Annotated in this window: 20 protein-coding genes; 5 read left to right on the top strand and 15 right to left on the bottom strand. The window is 70.2% G+C overall.

From position 1 onward, the window contains the following. Window positions 1-50: 50 nt before the first annotated feature. From OG736_RS35105 to OG736_RS35045, 14 genes are all read right to left on the bottom strand, one after another. Window positions 51-1025, bottom strand: coding sequence for an SCO3242 family prenyltransferase (locus OG736_RS35105; RefSeq protein WP_327187795.1), 975 nt, complete (start codon window positions 1023-1025; stop codon window positions 51-53). Window positions 1026-1234: 209 nt separating this feature from the next. Further along, window positions 1235-2449, bottom strand: a complete 1215-nt coding sequence (locus OG736_RS35100; protein ID WP_327185975.1) for an inositol-3-phosphate synthase — start codon at window positions 2447-2449, stop codon at window positions 1235-1237. 173 nt (window positions 2450-2622) lie between these two features. After that, window positions 2623-4008, bottom strand: coding sequence for a ThuA domain-containing protein (locus tag OG736_RS35095; RefSeq protein WP_327185974.1), 1386 nt, complete (start codon window positions 4006-4008; stop codon window positions 2623-2625). Between the two features lie 14 nt (window positions 4009-4022). Next, a complete protein-coding gene (locus tag OG736_RS35090; RefSeq protein WP_327185973.1) occupies window positions 4023-6521 on the bottom strand; it encodes a carbohydrate-binding protein in 2499 nt (832 codons plus the stop codon). A 130-nt stretch (window positions 6522-6651) separates the two neighbouring features. Next, a complete protein-coding gene (locus OG736_RS35085) occupies window positions 6652-7650 on the bottom strand; it encodes a sugar phosphate isomerase/epimerase family protein (protein WP_327185972.1) in 999 nt (332 codons plus the stop codon). Between the two features lie 21 nt (window positions 7651-7671). Continuing rightward, window positions 7672-8880 (bottom strand): Gfo/Idh/MocA family protein, encoded by a 1209-nt coding sequence (locus OG736_RS35080; RefSeq protein WP_327185971.1) that lies wholly within the window; start codon window positions 8878-8880, stop codon window positions 7672-7674. Between the two features lie 504 nt (window positions 8881-9384). Beyond that, window positions 9385-10446 carry a substrate-binding domain-containing protein gene (locus OG736_RS35075; RefSeq protein WP_327185970.1) on the bottom strand — a complete coding sequence of 354 codons (1062 nt, stop codon included), beginning with the start codon at window positions 10444-10446 and terminating at the stop codon, window positions 9385-9387. Between the two features lie 17 nt (window positions 10447-10463). Beyond that, window positions 10464-11480, bottom strand: a complete 1017-nt coding sequence (locus OG736_RS35070) for an ABC transporter permease (RefSeq protein WP_327185969.1) — start codon at window positions 11478-11480, stop codon at window positions 10464-10466. After that, entirely contained in the window at window positions 11477-13048 is a 1572-nt protein-coding gene (locus tag OG736_RS35065; RefSeq protein ID WP_327185968.1) for a sugar ABC transporter ATP-binding protein, read from the bottom strand. The genes OG736_RS35070 and OG736_RS35065 overlap by 4 nt, the downstream gene beginning before the upstream one ends. A 139-nt stretch (window positions 13049-13187) precedes the next feature. Then, window positions 13188-14369, bottom strand: a complete 1182-nt coding sequence (locus OG736_RS35060) for an ROK family transcriptional regulator (protein ID WP_142268154.1) — start codon at window positions 14367-14369, stop codon at window positions 13188-13190. Window positions 14370-14564: 195 nt separating this feature from the next. Then, entirely contained in the window at window positions 14565-15242 is a 678-nt protein-coding gene (locus OG736_RS35055; protein WP_327185966.1) for a GntR family transcriptional regulator, read from the bottom strand. Window positions 15243-15469: 227 nt separating this feature from the next. Further along, window positions 15470-16417 (bottom strand): beta-ketoacyl-ACP synthase III, encoded by a 948-nt coding sequence (locus OG736_RS35050; RefSeq protein WP_327185965.1) that lies wholly within the window; start codon window positions 16415-16417, stop codon window positions 15470-15472. A 190-nt stretch (window positions 16418-16607) separates the two neighbouring features. After that, the gene (locus OG736_RS47345) at window positions 16608-16745 is read right to left on the bottom strand and encodes an MFS transporter small subunit (RefSeq protein WP_020125643.1); all 138 of its coding nucleotides are present in this window, start codon (window positions 16743-16745) and stop codon (window positions 16608-16610) included. Beyond that, complete coding sequence (locus tag OG736_RS35045; RefSeq protein WP_327185964.1) at window positions 16711-18048, bottom strand: OFA family MFS transporter; 1338 nt, start codon at window positions 18046-18048, stop codon at window positions 16711-16713. Before OG736_RS35045 ends, OG736_RS47345 begins: the two co-directional genes overlap by 35 nt. A gap of 288 nt (window positions 18049-18336) precedes the next feature. Here OG736_RS35045 and OG736_RS35040 point away from each other — a divergent pair, with 288 nt between their 5' ends. The 5 genes from OG736_RS35040 to fdhD are packed head-to-tail and all read left to right on the top strand — an operon-like array spanning window position 18337 to window position 24823. Next, window positions 18337-19308 carry a 2-dehydropantoate 2-reductase gene (locus OG736_RS35040; protein ID WP_327185962.1) on the top strand — a complete coding sequence of 324 codons (972 nt, stop codon included), beginning with the start codon at window positions 18337-18339 and terminating at the stop codon, window positions 19306-19308. A 16-nt stretch (window positions 19309-19324) separates the two neighbouring features. After that, on the top strand, window positions 19325-21250 hold the full coding sequence (locus tag OG736_RS35035) for a molybdopterin oxidoreductase family protein (RefSeq protein WP_327185960.1): 1926 nt from the start codon (window positions 19325-19327) through the stop codon (window positions 21248-21250). A 4-nt stretch (window positions 21251-21254) separates the two neighbouring features. Continuing rightward, window positions 21255-23078, top strand: a complete 1824-nt coding sequence (locus OG736_RS35030; protein WP_327185959.1) for an NADH-ubiquinone oxidoreductase-F iron-sulfur binding region domain-containing protein — start codon at window positions 21255-21257, stop codon at window positions 23076-23078. A gap of 28 nt (window positions 23079-23106) precedes the next feature. Further along, on the top strand, window positions 23107-23967 hold the full coding sequence (locus tag OG736_RS35025; protein WP_327185958.1) for a 2Fe-2S iron-sulfur cluster-binding protein: 861 nt from the start codon (window positions 23107-23109) through the stop codon (window positions 23965-23967). A 7-nt stretch (window positions 23968-23974) separates the two neighbouring features. Next, window positions 23975-24823, top strand: coding sequence for a formate dehydrogenase accessory sulfurtransferase FdhD (fdhD, locus tag OG736_RS35020; protein ID WP_327185957.1), 849 nt, complete (start codon window positions 23975-23977; stop codon window positions 24821-24823). 71 nt (window positions 24824-24894) lie between these two features. Here fdhD and OG736_RS35015 read toward each other — a convergent pair whose 3' ends face one another. After that, complete coding sequence (locus OG736_RS35015; RefSeq protein WP_327185955.1) at window positions 24895-25422, bottom strand: isochorismatase family protein; 528 nt, start codon at window positions 25420-25422, stop codon at window positions 24895-24897. Between the last annotated feature and the right edge of the window lie 6 nt (window positions 25423-25428).

Below are 25428 nucleotides of genomic sequence, written 5' to 3'. Positions count from 1 at the left end.
GTTCGGGGCCTTCTCGGCGCCGCCGTTTTCGCGGCTCGCAGGTCCGGAATTCACGTGATGCTCACCCGCCTCGCGAGTCTCCGGGCGACCGGCGCCAGGGCGGCCGTGAGCAGCGCGGTGGCGGTGGCAGTGGTGGCTCCCGAGCGGGCGACGAGAGCGGCCTGGAGGGGAATGGTGCCGCGGATGCCGGCGCCGACGGCTTGTTGGGTGAGAGGAGGGGACGGGTTGAGAGACGCGTGCAGGTAGGAGCGGGCCGTGGTGCCGGCGTAGGTGGCGGCGAGCGCTGCGGTCAGCGGCGCGGGTGAACGCCGTGCGGATCCTGGCTCTGGCCTCCCACGATGACCGTGTACCTGCCCGTCGGGTGAGCGTCGGTCCGGTGGCGGGCCGGGTGTCGGCCGACGCTGCACCAGCCAGGTCAGTGCGCCTGTCGTGGCCAGGGCTGCCAGGGCTGCCGTCGGCGTGCCCTCGCGGGTCTCCTGGCGGGACAGAGTGGTGACCGCGAGCGTGTGCGTGGCCAGGAGCGCGGCGGAGGGGAGGGCCGGGCGTGCGCGTCCCGCGGTGGCCGCAGCACCGAGGAGGAGGTCCAGGCCACGGGCGGCGGCCATGGCGAACGGGCCTGCGAGCGTGTGTTTCAGCGCCAGGTCGTAGGACCAGACGGTGGCCGCGAGCGGAGCCGCGATCGTCAGGGCAGGGCGGCCCGCCCGGGCGGCCAGGGCGAGACCGGCGAAGGTGAAGGCGCAGGCCGCCGTGAAGGCGGCGGCGGGGCTCACGCGGCCGGAGGGGAGAGGGCGATGGGGGCGATCGGCGGCGTCCTCCGCGCGGTCCGCCCAGTCGTTGAGAACCATGCCGGCCTCGTAGAGACAGCAGGAGGAGCCGATGGCGAGCAGGGTCCGGTGATCGGGGCACCGGGTGAGCGCGGCGGCGCCCGCCAGCGCGTCGCCGGGGACGGTGAACAGGGCGGGCACCCGCAGCAGTTCGGCCCAGGCCCGCACGCGTGCGCGGTTCCGCTCCGCGGCACCGGCCACCGCGTCGGCCGGCCCGCCCGGCGTACCGGTCTCCGCACCCGCCCACCCGTCCGACGTGCCGGCCTGCGACCCCACCCTCCCGTCCGACACCCCGGCCCCCTGACCCACACAACGGCCCGTCGCACCGGCCTCCGCAGACATCCCTCCGTCCGGCACGGTGGCCGCCGCGACCGCTCGCCCCTGAACTCCACGCACCGCATCGCCGCCGCTCATCCCGCCGCCTCCTCGCCCGACCTCGTGTGATCGCGCAGCACCCCGGCTGTCTGGCGTCCGCCGGTCCCGCCACTCCCGTCGCCCGCTCCCCCGTCGCCCCTCAGCCGTCGGGCGAACCGCTCCAGTCGGGCGTGCTGATCCGCCAGGGCCGACGGCGCATCGCCCACGGGGTCCTTGAAGAAGAAGGCGAGTTCGCCGAGCGGGCCGGACAGGCCGGCTTCGTGGGCCCGGGCGGCGAGGCGGGCCAGGTCGAGGACGAGTGGTGCCGCGAGCGCGGAGTCGCAGCCCTGCCAGATGGTCTGCAGGATCATGCGGGTGCCCAGGAAGCCGTCGAAGGCGACGTGGTCCCAGGCGGTCTTCCAGTCCCCCAGTACCGGAACGTCGTCGATGTGGACCCGGCCCTCGGGAGCGGTCCCGAGCGTGTCGGCGAGGACGCGTTCCTTGCCCGCGTTCTTCGCCTCGGCGGCTGCCGGATCGGCCAGGGCGGCTCCGTCACCGCCGCCCAGGAGGTTGGTGCCGGACCAGGCCCGGACGGCCAGTGCCCGCTGGGCGAACATCGGCCCCAGGACGGAACGCAGCAGCGTCTGCCCGGTCTTGCCGTCACGGCCGGCGTACGGCAGCCCGCTCGACTCCGCCACGGGGACCAGCGCGGGGTGGTGCAGTCCCGTGGACGGGGTGAAGTTCACGTACGGGCAGCCGGCCCGCAGGGCCGCGGCGGCGTAGAGGGAGCTCGGTGGCAGCTCGGAGCCGGTCGCCGCCGGTTCGGTCGAGGCCACGTTCACCACCACCGCACGTGCGAGACCGCGGCGCCGTACGAAGTCGCGTATGTCGGCGGCGAACTCGTCGATCAGCCGCCCGTCGCTGCGGGTGTCTCCCGGAACAGGGCCTCCGGGTCTGATCTCCCCATCGACAGCGCTGAGTTCGGCTTCGACTGCCGCGGGGAGGCCCGCCGGGAGAACTCCACCGGCCGCTAGTTGCTCAGCGCGTTTGGGCAGGGGGCAGTCGGTCGTGTCGTGCCCGCCGAAGACGAGGGAGGACAAGGTGGGCAAGCCGCTGTCGGCGAAGGCGGGCGTCTCGGTGACCAGGCCCGTCGGCGGGTGCAGGCCGGCCGTGACGGCGGCACACCCCGCGACCACGGTGGTGGCCACGGAACCGCGGGCCCCGATCAGCCAGACGCCGACGCGCGGGGGACGGGAAAGGGACGCGGACATGGGCAGCCTCCTTGTCGTGCGCGAACCCCGGAGTACGAGGCGGGAGGAAGGATGAAGAAGAGAGAGGAAGGGAGAGGAAGACGAACGGGCCCCAACCGCTTGCAAGTTCGGGGCGGCGCGGGGCCGGGGTGGTGACGGCGGGCGGGGGTACGGCGTCCCCCGCCCGCCGCCGTTCAGTGGCCCTGGCCGGGCAGTTCCCTGATCCGGACGTCACGGAAGGACACCATGTCGTCGGCTCCGTGGTTCTGGAGGCCGAGGTGCCCGTCGCGCAGACTCCGCGCCGGATCGGTGTTGGTGAAGTCGTTGATCTTCACGCCGTTGAGCCAGACGCGCAGACGTTCGCCCTCCACCCGGATCTCGTACGTGTTCCACTCCCCCGGCGGGTTCAGCGCGCGGTCCCGCTTCTTCAGGTCGGCGGACCGGAAACCGTAGACCGACCCGGTGGTCTTCTCCGGGACGTCGGTGGCGTCGATCTGGATCTCGTAGCCGTTGTTCACGGCGGACCACGGGTCGTCCGACGGCGGGAAGCCCACGAACACACCGGAGTTGTCGTCGCCGGGGTCGCTCGGGCCGGCGGCTGTGGTCCTCCAGTCGAGCTTCACGGAGTACGCCCCGAAGCCACGACCGGCATACCAGAGCAGACCCATTCCGCCGGTGGACGTCAGTGTGCCGTCGTCGGAGAGGGTGAAGGAGCCGGGTCCGGCCTGCTGCCAGCCGTCGAGAGACGTGCCGTCGAAGAGTGGACGGTATCCGTTCTCCGGTCGGCAATCGGCCTGCACATCGGCGACCGCATACAGTATCCCGCCCAGCAGGTGTCTACGGAATGCAGGATCCGCGTAGGACTCCTTCGTGTGGCCGCCTCCGGTGTAGAAGGCGCGGCCGCCCTGATAGTTCTGACACCAGGCGATCGGATGGTCGCCGTCCATGGTGCCGCCCGTGTACGACTGCTCGTCGAGCGAGGCCAGGACGTGCGCCCGCTCGCGCGGGTTGGAGCGGTAGTTGTACCACTCGTCGGTGCGGTTCCAGGTGCGGGCGAGCCCCGAGGTCGCCGGGTGGGCCCGGTCCTCGACGTCGACCGTCGCCGGCTGGATCGCCGGATGCGACTGGAACCAGGCGCCGGCGAGGCCGCCGTAGAACTCCCAGTCGTACTCGGTGTCGGCCGCCGCGTGGACCCCGACATAACCGCCGCCGTGCCGGATGTAGCCCTCGAAGGCGGCCTGCTGTGCGGGATCCAGGACATCCCCGGTCGTCGACAGGAAGACGACGGCCTGATAGCGCCGCAGGTTCCCCGGCGTGAACGCGCCCGCGTCCTCGGTGGCGTCGACACCGAAGCCGCCCGTCGCGCCGAGCTCCCGCACCGCAGCGACGCCGTCCGGGATCGAGTCGTGCCGGAAGCCGGCCGTCCTGGAGAAGACCAGCACCCGTTTCCCGCTGTTTCCCTTCCCCGTGCCCTTGCTCCCGCTGTCCCCGGAGTGCGAGGCAGCCGGGCCCGAGACACTGCCGAGGAGCAGCGCCGCGCCCACGACGACGGTGGCCAGTCGGCGGGTTGCATACGACATCACGTGCCCTCCTCTCAGCCGGTCGTGAAGGTGAAGTCGTCCACGTCGAAGAGAGCGCCGGCGCCGCCCTTGAAGACGAGGTGGAGCGTGGTGGTGCCGCTCGGGGCGCGGGACAGGTCGGCGCTGACGTCCTGGAAGGCCTCCCAGCCGCCGGTCACCGGGACGGTGGCCTTGCCGAGCAGGGTGCCGGTCGGCGAGCCGGCGCGGATCTCCAGCGTTCCGCCCGCGCCGCCCGAGGAGACACGTGCCGTGACCTTCTTGGCGTTGCCGAGGACGTACGGCGTGAAGGAGATCCAGTCACCGTTGTCGATGTCGCCGACCGTCTTGCCGCCGTGGGCGACGTCCTTGGTGATGACCGTGACGCCGGACGAGTCGCCGAAATGCTCGGCCTGGCGGTGGCGGGGCTGAAGGACGTTCTGGTCGTGCGAGGTGAGCGGGGCCTGGCCGCCGCCTCCGCCGTCGGTGTACTCGGCGTCGAGGACTCCGAAGATGTTGGCGTCCTCGTCGTGGCCGCCGTCGGCGCTGGTCTGGAGGGTGCCGGTGCAACCGGTTGCCGACGTCACCGGGTGACCGTGGCTGTCGTGGCCGAGGACGAACGTGACCTCGACCTTGGAGCAGTCGATCGCCTTGCCGTCCTCGGGGTCGGTGACCCGCACCTTGAACGGGATCGCGTCACCGAAACTGAACAACTGGCCGTCCTTCGGTGTTTCCAGCACCACCTTCGGCGCCGTGTTCCCCACCACGATCCGCACGCTCGCGCTGCCGGTACGGCCGGAGCCGTCCTCGGCGGTCAGGGTCGCGGTGTACGTGCCGTTCTTCTTGTACTTGTGCGGGGGGTTGGCCGCCGTCGAGGTGCCGCCGTCGCCGAAGTCCCAGTTGTAGGTGAGCGCGTCGCCGTCCTGGTCGGTCGTTCCGGCGGAGGAGAAACGTACCTTCAGAGGGGCCTGTCCCGATGTGCGGTCGGCTGCGGCCTGGGCGACCGGGGAGTGGCCGTCCGTGGCGTTCTCGATGCGGTACAGACCGGAGTGCTCGTCACCGCCGAACCAGGCGGTGCCGTAGTCGAGGACGTACAGCGCCCCGTCGGGCCCGAACGCCATGTCCATCACCTGGGTACCGGTCCACGGGACGGCGTTGATCGACTGCACGGCGCCGTTCGCGGCGCCGGCGATGCGCTTGATCCAGCGCCGGCCGAACTCTCCGGCGAAGAAGTTCCCGTCGTAGGCCTCCGGGAACTTCACCGGCGAGTCGAGCGAGGCGTCGTAGTGGTAGACGGGGCCACCCATCGGGGACTCCGAACCGTCGCCGAACTCGGGCACCGACGGGCCGTCGTACGGAATCCAGGCGGGCTGGGCCGGGGGCAGGTCGGTGAGGCCGGTGTTGTGCGGCGAGGTGTTCTTCGGGGCGGCGCAGTCGAAGGGCGCTCCGGACACACCGGTCGCGAAATCGTATGCAATATACGGATCATTGTCGCCCGTGCAGAACGGCCACCCGAAGTTCCCGGGCCCGGTGACACGTGCGAACTCGACCTGACCGGCCGGTCCGCGAGCCGGGTCGGCCGCGCCGGCATCGGGGCCGTAGTCGCCGACGTAGAGGATGCCGGTGGCCTTGTCCACGCTGAAACGGAACGGGTTGCGGAAACCCATCGCGTAGATCTCGGGCCGTGTCCTGTCCGTACCGGGCGCGAACAGGTTCCCGTCCGGGACGGCGTACGAGCCGTCGGTGTTCACCTTGATGCGCAGGATCTTGCCGCGCAGGTCGTTGGTGTTGCCGGAGGAACGGCGGGCGTCGAACGCGGGGTTGCGGTTGTCGCGCTCGTCGATGGGCGTGAAGCCGTCCGACTGGAAGGGGTTGCTGTCGTCGCCGGTGGACAGGTAGAGGTTCCCTGCCGCGTCGAAGTCGATGTCGCCGCCGACGTGGCAGCACAGGCCGCGTGAGGCCGGTACGTCGAGGATCTTCGTCTCGCTCGAGACGTCGAGCGTCCCGTCCGTCCCGAGCACGAAGCGGGAAAGGCGGTTGACCCCGTCGAAGGGAGCGAAGTCGGCAGCCGTCCCGGTCTCGGGGGCATCGCCCGCGGGGGTGCTCAACGGCGGTGCGTAGTAGAGGTAGATGAAGCGGTTGGCTGCGAACTCCGGGTCCACTCCGATGCCTTGGAGGCCCTCCTCGTCGTGGGAGTAGACGTCGAGCTTGCCGGCCAGTCGGGTGTTGCCGGCGGCGTCGGTGAGCCGGAGTTCGCCGTCGCGTGAGGTGTGCAGGACGGAGCGGTCGGGCAGCACGGCGAGCGACATGGGCTCGCCTACCTCGGCCTCGCCCTTGGCGAGGGTGACCTGTTGGAAGTCCTCGGCTGCCGCGACCACCGGGTCGGCGACGGCTGCGCCGACCCGGGGTGCGGTGAGGGTGAGCGACGCGCCGGCCAGCAGGACGCCGCTCAGCAGGGCGACGGCTCTGCGCAGCGATGGACGTCGTCCGCGGGTCTCGGCTCTGCGGGTGCCGGTGGTGGGGTCGTTCCCGTGCACGGATGCCTCCAGAGTGGGGCTGGTTGTACGGGCGGGTGCGCGAATGCCGGGATGCGCCGTCATCCCGGTGACGGATGAACAGTCAGGTGAGCCTGTGGGGGGCTCGGTCGCCTCGGGTCGCTCAGCCGGCTCAGTTGCCGAACGCCGCGTCGAAGGACGCGGAGGGCGGCTCGAAGTCGAAGGCCCGGAGGCGAGCGAGGGCTTCGGGGGCGCCCTGTAGCCGGTCCATCCCGGCGTCCTCCCACTCAACGGAGATCGGGCCCTGGTAGTCGATGGAGCGCAGCATGCGGAAGACGTCCTCCCAGGGGACGTCGCCGTGGCCGGCGGAGACGAAGTCCCAGCCGCGTCGCGGGTCGCCCCAGGGCAGGTGGGAGCCGAGGCGCCCGTTGCGGCCGTCCAGACGCTTGCGGGCCTCCTTGCAGTCCACGTGGTAGATGCGGTCGCGGAAGTCCCACAGGAAGCCGACCGGGTCGAGGTCCTGCCACACGAAGTGGCTCGGGTCGAAGTTGAGGCCGAAAGCCGGTCGACGGTCGACCGCCTCCAACGTGCGTACGGTCGTCCAGTAGTCGTATGCGATCTCGCTGGGGTGCACCTCGTGCGCGAACCGCACTCCCTGCGTGTCGAAGACGTCGAGAATGGGGTTCCAGCGCTCGGCGAAATCCTCGTAGCCCCGCTCGATCATCGACTCGGGCGCGGGCGGGAACATGGCGACCAGGTGCCAGATGGCGGAGCCGGTGAAGCCGATCACCGTGTCGACGCCGAAGGCGGCCGCGGCCCTGGCGGTGTCGGCGATCTCGGCGGCGGCTCGCCGTCGGACGCCCTCAGGTTCGCCGTCGCCCCAGATACGGGCGGGCAGGATGGCCTGGTGGCGTTCGTCGATGATCGCGTCGCAGACCGCCTGCCCCACCAGGTGGTTGGAGATGGCCCAGCACTTCAGCCCGTACTTGTCCAGGAGTTGGTGACGGGACTCGACGTACCCGGGATCCGCGAGCGCCTTGTCGACCTCGAAGTGGTCTCCCCAGCAGGCGAGTTCGAGCCCGTCGTAACCGAAGTCGCGAGCGAGGCGGCAGACCTCCTCCAGGGGCAGGTCGGCCCACTGACCGGTGAAGAGTGTGAACGTACGCGGCATGCTCCAGGCCCTCCTTGGTCCTCAGTCCGCTATCGGGGTGTAGACGGAGTTCTTCTCGGCGCTCTCCTCGACCGCCGCCAGAACGCGCTGAACCTGAAGCCCGTCGGCGAAGGACGGTTCGGGGCTGCTGCCCTCGGCGACGGCGTGCACCAGGTCGCGGACCTGATGGACGAAGGTGTGCTCGTAGCCCAGCCCGTGGCCCGGCGGCCACCACGCGTTCAGGTAGGGGTGGTCGGGCTCGGTGACGAGGATGCGGCGGAAGCCGGCGTGCGTGCTCGGTTCGGTGGCGTCGTGGAACCAGAGCTCGTTGAGGCGCTCCAGATCGAAGGCCAACGAGCCGCGTTCGCCGTTGAGTTCGAGACGCAGGGCGTTCTTGCGTCCGGTGGCGAACCGGGTCGCCTCGAAGGAGGCGAGCGCGCCGGAGGTGAAGCGACCGGTGAACAGGGCGGCGTCGTCCACGGTGACCGTGCCGGTGCCGTCGGCGGAGGCAGCGCTCAGGCCGCTCGTCGGACCACCGGGCAACGGCCGCTGCCGTACGAAGGTCTCGGTGATCGCGGAGACTCCCGCGAGCCGCTCCCCCGCCAGGTGCTGGGCGAGGTCGACGATGTGCGCGCCCAGGTCGCCGAGCGAGCCGGAGCCGGCCAGTTCCCTGCGCAGTCGCCACGTCAGCGGGAACTCGCGGTCGACCAGCCAGTCCTGAAGGTACGTCACACGGACATGGCGCAGTGTTCCCAGTCGGCCCTCGGCGACCATCCGCCGGGCCAGGGCCGTCGCCGGGACGCGGCGGTAGTTGAAGCCGACCATCGCCAACTGACCCCGCGCGTGCGCGGCTTCGGCTGCGCGGGCCATGGTCTCGGCCTCCTCGACGGTGTTCGCGAGGGGCTTCTCGCACAGGACGTGCTTGCCGGCGGCCAGCGCCGCCACAGCGATCTCGGCGTGGGAGTCGCCGGGGGTGCAGATGTCGACGAGGTCGACGTCGTCCCGGGCGATCAGAGCACGCCAGTCGGTCTCGGTAGCCGCCCAGCCGTGCCGGTCCGCCGCTGCCCGCACGGCGAAGGGATCGCGGCCGCAGATCACGGCGAGGACCGGACGGCGGGGAAGATCGAAGACTCTGCCCGCGGTGCGCCAGCCCTGGGAGTGGGCGGCGCCCATGAACGCGTAACCGACCATCCCCACACGGAGCGGCTGCTTGCCCGCCTCCGGTCCTGCTGACCGCTGCGGCTGTTCCATACGGTTGTCCTCCTTGTCGTCGTGGCACGGTGGGGGGTGGGACGCCGTCGGGCGGCACAAGAGCCCGGGCCGTCCGGCGGATCCCCAGGGGGAGCTGGTGCCGCCGGACGGGGCTGATGCCGCCCGGTGTGCGGGTTCGGCTCGGACGGGGCTCGCTCGGGCGCGGCAGGCTCGTCGGGCCGGACCTTCCCGGTCGACGGGGCCGATGCGGTGCATGCGGTGGATACGACCCGTCGGAAGCCGCACCGTCCCCAGATCCGGTGGCCCCCTACAGGAAGAGTTGACGACCGCGCATGCGCCGTGCGGAGCCGGGACGAACCTCACGGAAGTCGGTGGCTTCCGCACCGCGCGTGCGGTTCAGGCCGCTCGGCCGAGTGCCCGGCGCGCGGAACCCGTGCCCGCCCCCTCGTCGGCTGTATCCCGTACTTCGTATCCCGTAGCCGATGGCCCGTGTACCGCTGCCGAACCGGGTGGCGTGCGACCGTCCTCCGGAAAGAGCACGCCCTACTTGAAGCCGGTGGACATGTACTGGTCGACGTTGGTCTTGTCGACGACCGCCGAGTAGAGGGTGATCGAGGCAGGGATCTCGTACTCGGCGAGACCGCCGACGCCCTTGCCCTGACCGAGCGCCCGGGCGAGGTCGATGGCGGAGGCGGCCATGGTCGGCGGGTAGAGAACGGTTGCCTTCAGGACACCGTTGTCCTGCTTGATCGCCTGGAAGGCGGCAAGGGCGCCCGCTCCGCCGACCATCAGGAAGTCGCCACGTCCGGCCTGCTCGATGGCACGCAGCGCGCCCACACCCTGGTCGTCGTCGTGGTTCCACAGTGCGTCGAACTTGGGCTGCGCCTGGAGCAGTTGGGCCATCTTGGCCTGCCCGGACTCGACCGTGAACTCGGCGGCCTGTCGGGCGACCTTCTTGATGTTGGGGTAGTTCTTCAGAGCGTCGTCGAAGCCCTGGGTGCGCTGTTTGGTGAGCTCCAGGTTGTCCAGACCGGCCAGCTCGATCACGCGGGCATCGGACTTTCCCTTGAGTTTCTCCCCGATGTAGTGCCCGGCGTTGAGACCCATCCCATAGTTGTCGCCGCCGACCCAACACCGGTACGCCTGAGGCGTGTTGAAGATCCGGTCGAGGTTGACGACGGGGATGCCCGCGCGCATCGCCTTCAGGCCGACCTGGGTGAGGGCCTTGCCGTCGGCGGGCAGCACGACCAGGACGTCGACCTTCTTGTTGATGAGCGTCTCGATCTGGCCGATCTGCTGGGCGGTGTCGTTCGAGCCCTCGGTGATCTCCAGCGTCACGTCGGAGTACTTCTTCGCGCGGCTCTCCGCGTTGTCGTTGATGGCGTTGAGCCAGCCGTGGTCGGCCTGTGGTCCGGCGAAGCCGATGGTGACCTGCTTGCCGGGCTTGTCGTCGGCGGCCGGCTGGTCGTTCGCGGCCGGCTCCTCGTCCTTGGAATCGTTGCTGGTGCAACCCACGAGGAGGGTCCCGGCCGAGACTGCGGCGGCCCCGAAGAGCATTCCTCTGCGACTGGTGAAGCGGTTCGTGAACGGTGTCGGCTCCGGCATGACGGTGAACCCTTTCCTCAGGTCGTGCTCGCGGTACGGCGCTGGACCAGCACGGCGGCGACGATGATCGCGCCCTTGGCGATCTGCTGGACGTCGCTCTGCAGGTTGTTCAGGGCGAAGATGTTGGTGATCGTGGTGAAGATCAGTACGCCGAGCACGGAGCCTGTGATGGTGCCGCGCCCCCCGGTGAGCAGCGTGCCGCCGATGATCGCGGCCGCGATGGCGTCGAGTTCGTAGAGGTTGCCGTTGGTGTTCTGTCCCGAGCCGGACAGGATGATCAGCAGGAAGGCGGCGATGCCGCAGCACAGGCCGGACAGCAGGTAGAGGTACAGCCGCTGGCGGCGTACGTCGATGCCGGCGAGCCGGGCGGCCTCCGCGTTGCCGCCGACGGCCACGGTGCGGCGACCGAACGTGGTGCGGTTCAACACCAACCAGCCGATGACCGTCACGATCGCGAAGACGATCACGAGCGGCGGGACACCGAGCACATAGGCGTCACGCTCGCCCAGGTCGAGGACGCCGTCCACGGTCACGATCTGCGTCCGGCCGTCCGTGAGCTGGAGGGCCAGTCCGCGGGCGGAGGCCAGCATGGCGAGCGTCGCGATGAACGGCACCATCCCGCCGTAGGCGATGAGCAGACCGTTGACCAGGCCGCAGCCCAGGCCGACCATCACCGCCGTGAAGAGGATGCCCGCGAAACCGTATTCCTGGGTGGCGACCGTGGTCGCCCACACCGAGGCCAGCGCGACGATCGCGCCGACCGAGAGGTCGATGCCCCCGGAGGTGATGACGAAGGTCATCCCGACGGTGACGACGCCGATCACGGACCCCTGGGTGAGGACGAGTTGCAGGTTGCGGGTGTCGAGGAACTCGTCCGGTTTGGTGATCCCGCCGATCACGACGAGCGCGGCGAGCACGCCGAGCAGGGAGAGGGTGCGGACGTCGGCGCGGGCCACTGCGGTGCGCCAGGCGGGGAGCGGGATCTGCGGCACCTTGTCGGTGCTGTCCCGCGGTGGGGAGACGGGCTGCGTCATGACGCCGGGCTTCCTTCCATGACGAGATCGAGTACGCGGTGTTCGTCCAGCTCACGGGCAGGCGCCGTGTGGACGACGCGGCCTTCGCGGAGCACCAGCACCCGGTCGGCGAGGCCGAGCACCTCGGGCACCTCACTGGAGACCAGCAGCACGGCGAGGCCTTCGTCAGCCAGTCGACGGACGACTGCATACAGTTCGGCGCGGGCACCGACGTCGACGCCGCGCGTCGGCTCGTCGAGGAGCAGGACCCGGCAGCCACGCAGCAGCCAGCGGGCCAGGACCGCCTTCTGCTGGTTGCCGCCGGACAGCGTGCGCACGGGGACGGACGGATTGTCGGGGCGCAGCGACAGCTCACGCGTCGCCGCCCGCGCCGCCCCCCGTTCGGCACGCCGGTCGATCCAACCCCCGCGCGAGAAGCGGGACATGGAGGAGACGGAGACATTGCGGGTGACGGACTCCAGCATCAGCAGGGCCTGCGCCTTGCGTTCCTCGGGGGCCAGTCCGAGCCCCGCCCGTACAGCCGCCCGCACACTGCCTGGACGCAACGGCTTGCCGTCGACGAGGACTTGACCGGCACTCGGCTTCCGCGCTCCGTAGATCGTCTCCAGGATCTCCGACCGCCCCGAGCCGACCAGCCCGGCGAGCCCGACGATCTCCCCGGGCCGCACGGTCAGGTCGAGGGATGCGAACTCACCCTCCCGAGCCAGCCCCCGCACTTCCAGCACGGGTGTCCCGGCGGCGGACCCGGCACCGACGCCGGCCACTCCTGCGGCACTGTCCGTGACGGCGACCACGTCACCCGACGGACGCTCGGGAAAGACGTACTCGACGTTGCGCCCCGTCATCAACGCGACGACCTCACGGGTCGGCGTCGTCTTCGCCGGGAGCCCGCCCGCCACCGCGCGGCCGTCCTTCAGTACGGTCACGCGGTCGCCGATGCGGCGGATCTCCTCGAGCCGGTGCGAGATGTAGACGACGGCCACTCCGTCGGCGGTCAGGTCGCCGACGATACGGAACAGGTTGTCGACCTCGTCCGGGTCGAGCGCGGCGGACGGTTCGTCCATCACGATGAGCCGCACGTCGTGGGAGAGCGCACGCGCCATGGAGACGATCTGCTGTTGCGCCGCCGACAACTCCCCCACCAGCCGGGCGGGATCGATCTCGGCATGCCCGAGTCGCTTCAGCAGGGCGCCCGTCGAGGCGCGCGCCACCTTGCCCCGTACGACGAATCCGGCGGCCGTGGGTTCATGTCCCAGGTGGACGTTCTCGGCCACCGACAGGTGCTCCACCAGGTCGAGTTCCTGGTAGATGGTGGCGACGCCGAGGCGCATGGCGGCGATCGGGGAGCGCAGGGTGACGGGGTCGCCCTGCCAGCGGATGACGCCGTCGTCTGGCTGATGGGCGCCGGCCAGAACCTTGATGAGGGTGGACTTGCCGGCACCGTTCTGGCCGAGCAGACAGTGCACCTCACCGGCCTGGACGGCGAGGTCTACGCCGTCCAACGCCCGTACTCCGGGGAAGGACTTGGTGATGCCGGACATGCTGAGCAGGGGTGGTTCTGTTGCCATGTGGGTTCCCCTCGGCGGACGTGCGGGCCGGAGTCAGGGCAGAACAAGTCGTTGTTCTCAGGGCAGAGCAGGGCTGAGCAGGGTGGAGCAGGGCAGGGCGGAGCGACAAGCTGTGTTGTGAGACCGTGCGGGTAGCGGCTCAGGCGGGCGAGAAGAGGTGGTCGCTGATCAGCCGGGCCGCGCCGATGACACCGGCGGTGGGGCCCAACTCCCCGAGGACAATGGGTAGGTTGCCGGTCGCCAGGGGCAGCGACTGGCGGTACACCTGGGTGCGGATCGCGGCGAGCAGGGTGTGGCCGAGGCCGGTCACCCCACCGCCGATCACCACCAGGCCGGGGTTGAAGAACGAGACGAGTCCGGCGATGACCTGGCCGACACGGTTGCCACCCTCGCGGATCATCTCCAGCGAGGTGGCGTCTCCCGCGGCCGCCGCGGCGGCGACATCGACGGCGGTGAGGCCGCCGTTCGTCGCCAGCCGTGCCGCGAGTTCCGCCGAGAGGCCCTGCTGGGCCGCCTCCAGCGCGTCCCGGGCCAGGGCCGCACCGCTGAAGTAGGCCTCCAGGCAACCCCGGTTGCCACAGGCGCACGGCCGGCCGTCGGGCACCGCCTGGATGTGCCCGATGTCGCCCGCGCTGCCGGTCGTACCGCGGTAGACATGGCCGCCGACGACGATGCCGCAGCCGATCCCGGTGCCGATCTTGACGCAGAGGAAGTCGGCGACGGTTCGGGCGACACCCGCGTGCTGCTCCCCCATCGCCATGAGGTTCACGTCGTTGTCGACCATCACCGGGCAGCCCAGCTCCTGGCTGAGCGCCTCCCGCACGGGGAAGCCGTCCCAGCCGGGCATGATCGGCGGTGCCACCGGCACGCCTTCGGGGAAACGAACCGGCCCGGGTACGCCGATGCCGGCGCCGTCGAAGCCCTCGGCGAGTCCCGTCGCCCTCAACTTCGCGGCCATGGACAGGACTTGCTCGAAGACCGCGACCGGACCCTCACGTACGTCGAGGGGCTGGTTGAGGTGTCCGAGGGTCTCCAGTTCGGCGTTGGTGACGGCGACGTCGACCGAGGTCGCGCCGATGTCGACGCCGAGGAAGCGCAGCCCGGGGTTGAGCCGGACGTTGTGGGAGCGGCGGCCGCCGCGCGAGGCGGCGAGTCCGTCGGCCACGACCAGTCCCGTCTCCAGGAGCCGGTCCACCTCCACGGCCAGCTTGGACCGCGACAGGTCGACCTGATCACCCAGTTGGGCTCGGGAGTTGGGGCCGCCGTCCCGCAACAGCTTGAGCAGACGGGCCTGATGGGCGTTCGCGGGTCGCGCCGTCATACGTCTCACGAGCCCCTCCCCGCCTCAGTTCGGCCACCGGTGTCGCGCTTTCGAAGGGAACGTAGCAGCGCCTGCCGAACCTGGGAAGAAGCTGTGCACGGATTGCCGTCAACTTTCTCCACTCACAGGACAAAGAGCGGATGCGACGTACCCGAAACCGGTCGAAGCCCGGTGAGACACCTGTCCCGAGCAGGCTCAGGACTTGGGGCGGTCGTGATACGAACGCCGGGTGTGCTCGGTGTGTTCACGCATCAGCCGGGTGGCCGACTGCTCGTCGTGGGCGGCGATCGCCGCGATCAGGTCGCGGTGCTCGATCCAGGACTGGTGACCGCGCTGCCGGGCGATCGGCGTGTAGTACCAGCGCACCCGGCGGTCCACCTGGGCCGCCAGTTCGGCGAGCACCGCGTTGCCCGCGAGCTCGATGATCTTCGCGTGGAAGCGGGCGTTCAGGGCGACTGCGGTGTCCACGTCGTCACCGGCCACGGCCAGCATGCCCTGGGCCAGGATCTCGTCCAGGGCCTCGATGCCGGCCTTGTCCGCGTGCGCCGCGGCGAGCCGCGCGGCCTCCGCCTCCAACAGCGTGCGCACGGTGAGGAGTTGATCCGCCTCGTCCTCGGTCGGCTCGTGCACGAACGCGCCCTGGGCGGGCCTGAGGTCCACCCAGCCCTCGGTGTTCAGCCGCTGGAGCGCCTCGCGCACCGGCTGCCGTGAGACGCCGAGGTGCGTGGCGAGTTCGCTCTCGACGAGATGCTGGCCGGGCTGGAGGGCCCGGGTGGTGATGAGTTCGAGCAGTGCCTCGTAGACGCGGTCGCGCAGCGGGCCGGGGCGTTCGAGTTTGGGCACCGCGCCCTGCGGCAGTCCTGTCGACAACATCGGTCGGTCCCCCTCCTGGGCAGCACCGGGCAACTGCGACCGGAAAGCCACATATCGATTGACGTACTCGGCTGTCCGCAGCCGATCGACTGTCTACAGCCGAGTATCGATTGTCTTTCGTCTACAGTCTACGGCGCACAGTAGCCAGAGCCGGGCACAGTCGATCGCGTCACACTACGCCGCGCCCCACCCGCGCGAATCCACCCGCGACCGCCTCCCGCCCCCGCTCACGGGCAGCGCACGACCTGTCCCGCGTACGACAGGTTGCCGCCGAAGCCGAACAGCAGTACCGGGTCCCCCGTGGAGACGGCGCCCTGCTCGACGAGCTTGGAGAAGGCGAGCGGGATGCTGGCGGCGGACGTGTTACCCGATTCGGTGACGTCACGCGCGACCACCGCGTTGACGGCGCCGATCTTCTGCGCGAGGGGTTCGATGATGCGGAGGTTCGCCTGGTGCAGGACGACGGCGGCGAGGTCCGCGGGGGTGAGGCCCGCCCGCTCGCAGGCCTGTCGCGCCAGCGGCGGCAACTGGGTGGTGGCCCAGCGGTAGACGCTCTGGCCCTCCTGCGCGAACCGTGCCGGCTGCCCCTCGATACGCACCGCGTGTCCCATCTCGGGCAGCGAGCCCCACAGCACCGGTGAGATGCCGGGCTCCACGCCGTCGGGACACGCCTCGATCACGGCGGCGCCCGCTCCGTCGCCCACGAGCACGCACGTCGTGCGGTCGCTCCAGTCGGTCACCTCGGACATCTTGTCGGCGCCGATGACCAGGGCACGGGTCGCGGCGCCCGCGCGGACCGTGTGGTCGGCGGTGGCCAGCGCGTGGGTGAAACCGGCGCAGACGACGTTGAGATCCATCGCGGCCGGCTGCGGGATGCCGAGGCGGGCGGCGACCCGGGCTGCCATGTTCGGCGAGCGGTCGACGGCCGTGGAGGTCGCGACCAGCACCAGGTCGATGTCGCTCGGCGCCAGGCCTGCCGCCGCGAGCGCCTTGGCCGCGGCGTGCGCGGCCAGCTCGTCCACGGGCTCGTCGGGGCCGGCGATGTGGCGCGTGCGGATGCCCACCCGGCTCCTGATCCACTCGTCACTGGTGTCGACCAGGCCCGCCAGATCCTCGTTGGTGAGCACCTTGGCGGGCTGGTAGTGGCCGACGGCGGCGATGCGCGAGCCGTTCATGGGGGGTCCCCTCGTTGCCTTGGGTAGCGGGATCCACCAGTCTGATCAGTGACTCACGGGTACGAGGGCGCGTGAAGCAACAGGAAACGCGTTCCCGGGTTGTCGGCTTCCCCATAGCCCTCGGACGCCCGAGCATCCGCCGAACGCATACCCGCCGCCCACCGGCCCCCCGAGAAACACGGCTACCCGGTTACTTGGTGAACAGCTGCGTCGCCTTCTGTACCAGCTCATAGAGCCCGTAGGCCAGCGGTGCGCCCACCCACAGCCAGGCGAAGGCGATCAGCGGGCGCCTGTCAGGCTGCGGACTCGGGCTGCTGTCGTTCGACATCGGCGGCCTCCCTCGGGGCGGGGACGTGGTGGTGGCGGGCGTGGACGGGCCTGACGAGTTCGTTGGCGACGAAGCCGACGGCCAGCAACCCGATCATGATGAACAGGGACAGGGTGTAGAGGGACGAGCCGTGCTTTCCGGCGTCCTCCTGCCGGTCGGCGATCCAGTTCACGATCAGCGGCCCGAGCACGCCGGCGGTGGACCAGGCGGTGAGCAGCCGCCCGTGGATCGCGCCGACCTGGTAGGCCCCGAACAGGTCCTTGAGATAGGCGGGGATCGTCGCGAAACCGCCGCCGTAGAAGGAGAGGATCACCAGCGCGCACAGCACGAACAGGGGTTTCGACGAGTCGCCGATCAGCGCGATGAGGGCGTACATCAGGGCACCGACACCCAGGTAGACCCGGTAGATGTTCTTGCGTCCGATCAGGTCGGAGGTCGACGACCAGCCGATGCGGCCCGCCATGTTCGCCGCGGACAGCAGGGCGACGAAGCCGGCGGCCGCGGACACCGAGACCGGGGTGGAGGTGTCGGCGAAGAAGTCCGTGATCATCGGGGCGGCCTTCTCCAGAATGCCGATTCCCGCGGTCACGTTCATGCAGAGCACGACCCACAGGCACCAGAACTGCGGAGTGCGCACCGCCCTGCTCGCCGAGACCTGGACGCCCTCGACGACGCTGGTCCCGCCCGCGACCGGTTGCGCGCCGCGCGGTACCCGCACCAGCAGGACACCCAGCGTCATGAATACCGCATACGAAAGCCCGTGTACGAGAAACGCGAGGGCGATGCCGGAGCTGTCGGATCCGAACGACTCCAGCATCTGCGCCGACCAGGGCGAGGCGATGAGTGCGCCGCCGCCGAAGCCCATGATGGCGATGCCGGTGGCCATACCCGGCCGGTCCGGGAACCACTTGATCAATGTGGAGACGGGCGAGATGTAACCGATACCGAGGCCGATTCCACCGACGAAGCCGTAGCCGAGGACGATCAGCCAGTACTGCTCGGTGGCGGCTCCGAGCGCGGAGATCAGGAAACCGGACGAGAAACAGACCAGGGCGACCGTCATCGCCCAGCGCGGTCCGTTGCGCTCGACCAGCGTGCCACCGAAGGCGGCGGACAGGCCGAGCATGACGATGGCGAGCTGGAACGGGAGCGCGCTCTGGGTGCCACTGAGGCCGAGCGAGGATTCCAGCGGAGGCTTGAACACGGACCACGCGTAGGCCTGGCCGATGGAGAGATGGACCGAGAGAGCGGCCGGGGGGACGAGCCAGCGGCTCCAACCGGCCGGTGCGACAGGGGGACTCATGAGTCCTGAACGGTAGGAACCGGCGCGGGCGTTGAAAAGGCGGCGCGTCGACGGTATGCGGTGAACGGTATCCAGCCTGCGCCGAACGGTCGGACCGGCCGGTTTCCGTCACCGCTTCCGCGCTCGTTGCCGGACTTCGCCCATTCCGACGCCACCCCCGGGCCTGCCGCGAACCGTCTCGAACGCTGCGCGCACCCTTGCCGCCCCATCCTCCATACTGTAGACAATATTTCGTCGACAGGATTCGACAGTTCCTCGGTACCCTCGACCGAACGGAGCTCCCCCGCAATGAAAGTCGCAGTCCTCGGCGCCGGTGCGATCGGCGCCTACGTCGGCGCAGCGCTCCACCGCGCCGGCGCCGACGTGCATCTCGTCGCCCGTGGACCGCATCTCGCGGCCATGAGGCGGGACGGGGTGCGGGTGCTCAGTCCGCGCGGCGACTTCACGGCCCGCGCCCACGCCACCGACGACCCGGGCGAGATCGGCCCGGTCGACTTCGTCTTCCTGGGCCTCAAGGCCCACTCGTACGCGGCGTGCGGGCCGCTGATCGAGCCCCTGCTGCACGGCTCCACCGCGGTGGTCGCCGCCCAGAACGGCATCCCCTGGTGGTACTTCCACCGCCACGACGGCCCTTACGACGGACTGCGCATCGAGAGTGTGGACCCGGACGGCGCGGTCAGTGCGGTGCTCGCGCCCGGACGGGCCGTCGGTTGTGTGGTCTACGCGGCCACCGAGCTCGAAGGGCCGGGCGTCGTACGCCACTTGGAAGGAACCCGTTTCTCCGTCGGCGAGCCCGACCGCAGCGTCTCGACGCGCTGTCTGGCCTTCAGCGAGGCCATGCAGGCCGGCGGGCTGAAGTGCCCGGTGGAACCGGCCCTGCGCAACGACATCTGGCTCAAGCTGCTGGGCAACATCTCCTTCAATCCGATCAGCGCGCTGGCCCGCGCCACCATGCGGCAGATGTGTCTGCACGGCGGCACCCGCCAGGTCATCGAGACGATGATGCGCGAGACGCTCGCGGTCGCCGAGGCCCTGGGCTGCGAGGTGGGCGTCTCCATCGAGCGCCGGCTCGCGGGCGCGGAGAGGGTCGGCGACCACCGCACCTCCACGCTCCAGGACCTGGAGCGTGGCAAGCCGCTCGAACTCGACGTGCTCCTGGCGGCCGTCGTCGAGTTGGCGGAGATCACCGGCGTGGAGGTGCCCACCCTGCGCACCGTGCACGCCATCTCGGACCTGCTCGCGCTGAGGAGCGCCGCATGATCGCTGGGGAGCACGTATGAGGAAACGCGACCGGACCCCGAAGACCTACACCCGGCTCACCCGACCGCTCATCAGGGACTCGCGCAACGAAGCCTTTCGCGAAGCGAGTTGGGAAGAGGCCCTGGAGCGCACCGCGCGGGGCCTCCAGCGCAACCGCGACGCGTTCGGCATGTTCTCCTGCGCCCGCGCGACCAACGAGATGAACTATGTGGCGCAGAAGTTCGCCCGGGTCGTCATGGGCACCAACAACGTCGACTCGTGCAACCGGACCTGCCACGCGCCGAGCGTCGCCGGCCTGTCGGCGGCCTTCGGCTCCGGTGGCGGGACGTCGTCGTACGAGGAGATCGAGCACACCGACGTCATCGTGATGTGGGGGTCCAATGCGCGTTTCGCGCATCCGATCTTCTTCCAGCATGTGCTGAAGGGGGTCAGGAACGGCGCCCGGATGTACGCGGTCGACCCGCGCCGGACGTCGACCGCCGAGTGGGCGGACAGTTGGCTCGGCCTCAACGTCGGCACGGACATCCCGATGGCGCACGCGATCGGCCGCGAGATCATCCACGCGGGTCTCGCCAACGAGGCGTTCGTGGAACGCGCGACCAGTGACTTCGAGGCGTACAAGGCGCTCGTGGAGCCCTGGACACTGTCCCTCGCGGAGAAGGTGACGGGCGTACCGGCCGCCGCCATAAGGGAGTTGGCGCATGCCTACGCCCGCGCCGAACGTGCCCAACTGTGCTGGACGCTCGGCATCACCGAGCACCACAACGGCACAGACAACGTGCGCGCGCTCATCAATCTCTCGCTGCTGACCGGCCACGTGGGCCGCTACGGATCCGGCCTTCAGCCGCTGCGCGGACAGAACAACGTCCAGGGTGGTGGCGACATGGGCGCGATCCCCAACCGCCTCCCCGGGTTCCAGGACATCCTCGACCCCGAGGCCCGGCTGAGGTTCGAGTCCGCCTGGGGCACCGTCATCCAGCCGCACTACGGACTGAACCTCACGGAGATGTTCGAGGCGATGGCGGAGGGCTCGCTGAAGGCCGTCTACTGCATCGGCGAGAACCCCGCGCAGTCGGAGGCGGACAGCGAGCAGGCCGTACGCCGTCTGCGGTCCCTCGACTTCCTCGTCGTGCAGGACATCTTCCTCACGAAGACCGCCGAGCTGGCGGACGTCGTGCTGCCCGCCACGGCCGGCTGGGCGGAGACCGACGGCACAACGACCAACAGTGAGAGGAGAGTTCAGCGCGTGCGGCGCGCCGTGTCGCCGCCCGGCGAGGCGCGCGAGGACATCGACATCCTCTGCGACCTGGCGACACGGCTCGGTCACGAGTGGAAGTACCCGGACGCCGAGGCCGTCTGGAACGAGCTCAGGTCGGTGTCCCCGGACCACTACGGAATGACGTACGACCGGCTGGAGAATCATCAGGGCATCCAGTGGCCGTGCCCGAGCACCGAGGAACTCGAACCCGCGTACCTGCACGGGAGGTTGTGGGAGAAGGAACCGGAACGACGAGGCAGGAGAGCGCCGTTCGGAATCGTCCGGCACGATCCGCCGGTCGACCTCACGGACGAGGAGTACCCGATCCGGCTGACGACCGGTCGGCGACTCGACTCCTACAACACCGGTGTCCAGAGCGGGAGCTTCGCTTCCCCACTGCGCCGCGGCGAGTACGTCGAGCTGTGCCCGGAGGACGCGGAGCACTACGGGATCGTCGTCGGCGAGGAGGTCCGGGTGAGCTCACGGCGCGGTTCCGTGGTCGCTCCGGTCTGGATCGACACCGCCCTGCGGCCCGGCCTCGCCTTCATGACCATGCACTTTCCCGACGAGGTGGACACCAACCAACTGACGATCGAGGCGAATTGCCCGATCGCGGGGACGGCGGAGTTCAAAGCGTCGGCGATCCGGATCGAGAAGCTCCCGGCCCCGACCTGTGTGAGGTGATGTCGTGGACCTGCACTTCGGTGACAGCAAGCCGACGGACGACGAACGGGCAGCCGTGGACGCCGTGTTCGGTCCACCGGAGTCCTCGTGGGAGGGCGCCGACCGTTCGGACGCGGACCTGCGGTGGGCGCGGGGCGGACGAGAGGCCCGGGACCGCCGCGACCTGCTGCTGCCGGGACTGCACGCGATCAACGACCGAATCGGCTGGATCAGCGAGGGCGCCCTCGACTATCTGTGCCGCCGCCTTACCGTGCCCCCGGCGGAGGCCTACGGCGTCGCCACCTTCTATGCGATGTTCTCGGTCGAGCCGCGGCCGGCCACCGTGCTCCACGTGTGCACGGACCTCGCCTGCGCCGCCGCGGACGCCGCCGCGCTGTGTTCCGGGATCGAGTCACGTCTGGGCAGTGGCAGTGGGGTGTCCGTCGAGCGCAGCCCCTGCCTCGGCCTGTGCGAGCGCGCCCCGGCCGCACTCGCCGTCAGAGCCGGCGATCCGGTGCGTACGGCGGTGTCGGCGCCGGCGAGCGTCGACGCGGCCGTACTCGCCGCGAGCGCCCCCGACTCGGCGCCCGAGGAGGAACCGGCGGCGGCCGCGGTGCCCCAGGCAGGGGACCCGTCGCTGATCCTGCTGGACCGGGTCGGCGTGGTCGATCCGTCGTCGCTCGACGACTATCGGGCTCACGGCGGCTACACGGCCCTGCGCCGCGCCTTCGCGCTCGGCCCCTCCGGGGTCATCCGCGAGGTCACCGACTCCGGCCTGCTCGGTCGCGGCGGCGCCGCCTTCCCCACCGGACGCAAGTGGCAGGCCACGGCGTCCCAGCCCGACCATCCGCACTACCTGGTGTGCAACGCGGACGAGTCCGAGCCGGGCACCTTCAAGGACCGCGTGCTCATGGAGGGCGACCCGTACGCGCTGGTGGAGGCGATGACGGTCGCGGCGTACGCGGTCGGCGCGCACAAGGGGTACCTGTACCTCCGCGGCGAGTATCCGCGCGCCTTGCACCGTATGCAATATGCGGTCGACTGTGCACGCGCTCGCGGTCTCCTCGGCGACGACGTCCTCGGCCAGGGCTACGCCTTCGACATCGAGATCCGGCGAGGCGCCGGCGCGTACATCTGCGGCGAGGAGACAGCCCTGTTCAACTCCATCGAGGGGTACCGGGGCGAGCCACGCTCGAAACCGCCGTTCCCCGTGGAGAAGGGCCTGTTCGGCAAGCCGACGGTCGAGAACAACGTGGAGACGCTGGTCAACGTCCTGCCGATCCTCACCATGGGCGCTCCGGCCTACGCGGCGATCGGCACGACCGGGTCCACCGGCCCCAAGCTGTTCTGCGTGTCGGGCAGCGTCGAGCACCCCGGCGTGTACGAACTCCCCTTCGGAGCGACGCTGGGCGAACTCCTCACCCTCGCCGGGGTGCGCGAGAACCTGCGCGCCGTACTCCTCGGCGGCGCGGCCGGCGGCTTCGTACGGCCCGACGAACTGGACATCCCGCTGACTTTCGAGGGGACCCGGGAGGCGGGCACGACGCTCGGTTCCGGGGTCGTGATGGCCTTCGACGACACCGTCCCGCTGCCCCGACTGCTGTTGCGCATCGCCGAGTTCTTCCGGGACGAGTCGTGCGGGCAGTGCGTGCCCTGCCGGGTCGGGACCGTACGGCAGGAAGAGGCGTTGCACCGGATCGTGGAACGGACCGGCTCCGACGCCGCCACCGACATCGCCCTGCTGCGCGAGGTCGGGCGCGCCATGCGGGACGCCTCGATCTGCGGCCTGGGCCAGACTGCCTGGAACGCCGTGGAATCCGCCATCGACCGTCTGGGGGCATACGAATGACCGAGACCGTCCGCACAGGAGCCGCCCTGTGACCGCGATACCGCTGGGAGTGCCACGACGGCTGGTGGAGTTCACGATCGACGGGCAGGAAGCCAGGGTTCCCGAGGGATCGACGATCCTCGACGCCTGCCGGGCCGCCGGGAAGGACGTCCCGACCCTGTGCCAGGGCGACACGCTCACCCCGAAGAACGCCTGCCGGGTCTGCGTCGTGGAGGTCGAGGGCTCCCGGACCCTGGTGCCGGCGTGCTCCCGCAGGGCGGAGTCCGGCATGGACGTCCGTACCGACACCGAGCGCGCCCGGCACAGCCGCAAGATCGTTCTCGAGCTGCTCGCGTCCTCGGTCGACCTGTCCACGACACCGATGGTTGCGGAATGGATCAAGGAGTACGACGCGAAGCCGGATCGATTCGGCGCCGACGCGGCCCGGCTGAACGAGGAACCGAAGATCGACAACGATCTGTATGTACGCGATTACGACAAGTGCATCCTCTGCTACAAGTGCGTGGACGCCTGCGGTGACCAGTGGCAGAACACCTTCGCGATCTCTGTCACGGGACGCGGTTTCGACGCCCGGATCGCCGTCGAGCACGACGCCCCGCTGACCGAATCCGCGTGCGTGTACTGCGGGAACTGCATCGAGGTGTGCCCGACCGGAGCACTGTCGTTCAAGTCCGAGTACGACCGCCGAGCGGCCGGAAACTGGGATGAATCAGCACAGACCCGAACCACGACCGTGTGCGCCTACTGCGGGGTGGGCTGCAACCTCACGCTCCATGTGCAGGACAATGAGATCGTGAAGGTCACCTCACCGCACGACAACCCCGTGACCCACGGGAATCTCTGCATCAAGGGCCGCTTCGGCTACCAGCACGTACAGAACCGGGGCTGATCACGACATGGGACGAGTCACCGAACGACGCAAGGTGATCCGCATCAGGGACGGGGCGGTCTCCGCCCGGCCGGACACCCTGGTCGCCGAGGAGCCACTGGAGATCCGGCTCAACGGCAAGCCCCTGGCCATCACCATGCGCACGCCCGGTGACGACTTCGCGCTGGCGGCCGGTTTCCTGGTCAGCGAAGGCGTACTGGCCGCCGCATCCGATCTGCTGAATATTGTCTACTGTGCGGGCGCGACGGTCGACGGATCCAACACCTACAACGTGGTGGACGTCCGGACGGCCCCCGACGTGACGATGCCCGACATCACCCTCGAGCGGAACGTCTACACCACCTCCTCCTGCGGCCTGTGCGGCAAGGCGAGCCTGGACGCGGTCCGTACGACGGCCCGGTGGCCCATCGCCGACTCTCCCCCGCTCCGGATCGAACCCGAACTGCTCGCGAGCCTCCCCGACCGGCTCCGCGCGGCCCAGCGGGTCTTCGACCGGACCGGGGGGCTGCACGCGGCGGCGCTGTTCTCCGAGGAAGGCGAGCTGCTGGACGTACGCGAGGACGTGGGACGGCACAACGCGGTCGACAAGCTGGTCGGCCGCGCCCTCCAGAACGGGGACCTGCCCCTGTCGCGGACGATCCTGCTGGTGTCGGGCCGGGCCTCGTTCGAGCTGGCGCAGAAGGCCGTGATGGCGGGCATCCCGATGCTCGCGGCGGTCTCGGCGCCCTCCTCCCTGGCCGTGGATCTGGCCGCGGAGACCGGGCTGACGCTGGTGGGCTTCCTGCGGGGCAGTTCCATGAACGTGTACGCGGGTGAGGGCCGCATCACCCTGCGGACCGCGGCCGCCCAGGGCTGACCCGGTTCCCCGCGGCACGGCGGCGGGGCCCCGGCCGGCGGGGAGCGCCCCCTGCGCCGCGGGGTCCCGCCTCAGCCGCTCGTGAATCGCACGTCGGTCGCGCGCGCCACGGTCCCCAGTCGAGGGAAGTCCAGCTTCACCGAAGCCTCGTGTTCGGCCCGGGTGAGAGCGGCCATCGCGTCCTCGACGAAGACCAGGTCGTAGCCGAGGTCACCGGCGGCACGGGCGGTCGACTCGACGCCGAGGTTGGTGGCGATGCCGCCGAAGACGAGGGTCGTCACCCCGTGTTCGCGGAGTCGATCGTCCAGGCCGGTCCCCTGGAAGGCGCCGATCGTCCGCTTGACGATCTCCAAGTCACCGTCCTGGTAGAGCCCTTGGACCAACCCGCTGCCGGGCGGCTGCTCGGTGACGCCGGGACGTTCGACGCGGACGAGGACGACGAGCGCGCCGGCCGATCGGAACCCCGCCGCCAACTCCTCTGCGACGGCCAGTACTTCGCTTCCCTTGTGGGGCTCCAGGGGCAACGCGACGATGCGGTCCATCAGGTCGACGAGGACGAGGGCGCTGCGCGCGGGGACGAGTGGAAGAGCTGCGGTCATGACGGA

The sequence above is a fragment of the Streptomyces sp. NBC_01334 genome, from assembly GCF_035983595.1.
GTDB lineage: Bacteria > Actinomycetota > Actinomycetes > Streptomycetales > Streptomycetaceae > Streptomyces > Streptomyces coriariae.
Note: the sequence above shows the minus strand (reverse complement) of the source record. Positions and strands in the feature narration are given on the sequence as shown.

Coding starts and splice junctions, on each gene's coding strand:
- OG736_RS35100 (WP_327185975.1), bottom strand. CDS start 2,449: ATGTCCGCGTCCCTTTCCCGTCCCCCGCGCGTCGGCGTCTGGCTGATC.
- OG736_RS35095 (WP_327185974.1), bottom strand. CDS start 4,008: ATGTCGTATGCAACCCGCCGACTGGCCACCGTCGTCGTGGGCGCGGCG.
- OG736_RS35085 (WP_327185972.1), bottom strand. CDS start 7,650: ATGCCGCGTACGTTCACACTCTTCACCGGTCAGTGGGCCGACCTGCCC.
- OG736_RS35080 (WP_327185971.1), bottom strand. CDS start 8,880: ATGGAACAGCCGCAGCGGTCAGCAGGACCGGAGGCGGGCAAGCAGCCG.
- OG736_RS35075 (WP_327185970.1), bottom strand. CDS start 10,446: ATGCCGGAGCCGACACCGTTCACGAACCGCTTCACCAGTCGCAGAGGA.
- OG736_RS35070 (WP_327185969.1), bottom strand. CDS start 11,480: ATGACGCAGCCCGTCTCCCCACCGCGGGACAGCACCGACAAGGTGCCG.
- OG736_RS35065 (WP_327185968.1), bottom strand. CDS start 13,048: ATGGCAACAGAACCACCCCTGCTCAGCATGTCCGGCATCACCAAGTCC.
- OG736_RS35060 (WP_142268154.1), bottom strand. CDS start 14,369: ATGACGGCGCGACCCGCGAACGCCCATCAGGCCCGTCTGCTCAAGCTG.
- OG736_RS35055 (WP_327185966.1), bottom strand. CDS start 15,242: ATGTTGTCGACAGGACTGCCGCAGGGCGCGGTGCCCAAACTCGAACGC.
- OG736_RS35050 (WP_327185965.1), bottom strand. CDS start 16,417: ATGAACGGCTCGCGCATCGCCGCCGTCGGCCACTACCAGCCCGCCAAG.
- OG736_RS47345 (WP_020125643.1), bottom strand. CDS start 16,745: ATGTCGAACGACAGCAGCCCGAGTCCGCAGCCTGACAGGCGCCCGCTG.
- OG736_RS35045 (WP_327185964.1), bottom strand. CDS start 18,048: ATGAGTCCCCCTGTCGCACCGGCCGGTTGGAGCCGCTGGCTCGTCCCC.
- OG736_RS35040 (WP_327185962.1), top strand. CDS start 18,337: ATGAAAGTCGCAGTCCTCGGCGCCGGTGCGATCGGCGCCTACGTCGGC.
- OG736_RS35035 (WP_327185960.1), top strand. CDS start 19,325: ATGAGGAAACGCGACCGGACCCCGAAGACCTACACCCGGCTCACCCGA.
- fdhD (WP_327185957.1), top strand. CDS start 23,975: ATGGGACGAGTCACCGAACGACGCAAGGTGATCCGCATCAGGGACGGG.
- OG736_RS35015 (WP_327185955.1), bottom strand. CDS start 25,422: ATGACCGCAGCTCTTCCACTCGTCCCCGCGCGCAGCGCCCTCGTCCTC.